Consider the following 518-nt stretch of genomic DNA (forward strand, 5'->3'; position numbering starts at 1 on the left):
GGAATCCCGTCAGGTCGTGATCATCGGTGCCGGCCCGTCCGGCGCTATCGCCGCTGCCCTGCTCAAGCGCAAGGGCCACGATGTGCTGGTGCTCGAGCGCCAGCACTTCCCGCGCTTCTCCATTGGCGAAAGCCTGCTCAGCCACTGCCTGGATTTCGTCGAAGAAGCCGGCATGCTCGACGCCGTCAACGCCGCCGGTTTCCAGCGCAAGACCGGCGCGGCGTTTGCCTGGGGCGAGCGCTACAGCGCTTTCGATTTTGGCGACACCTTCACCGCCGGCAAGCCGACCACGTTCCAGGTGCAGCGCGCCGATTTCGACAAGTTGCTGGCCGATCAAGCAGCATTGCAAGGTGCGGAAATCCGTTATGGCGATGCAATCGTCAGCGTCGATTTCGATCAGACGAAACCACTCCTTGACGTGCGCCGCGAAGATGGCAGCGAGTACCGCGTCGAAGCCGATTTCGTCCTGGACGCCAGCGGCTACGGCCGCGTGCTGTCGCGCTTGCTTGACCTCGAAG

The 518-nt window shown here is 63.5% G+C and carries 1 protein-coding gene; it reads left to right on the forward strand.

What is annotated here, in order from left to right:
- On the forward strand, positions 1 to 518 hold a 518-nt coding region (locus J5M71_RS27150; RefSeq protein WP_207838612.1), incomplete at both ends, for a tryptophan 7-halogenase.

The organism is Pseudomonas sp. 43(2021) (assembly GCF_017490805.1).
Classification (GTDB): Bacteria; Pseudomonadota; Gammaproteobacteria; order Pseudomonadales; family Pseudomonadaceae; genus Aquipseudomonas.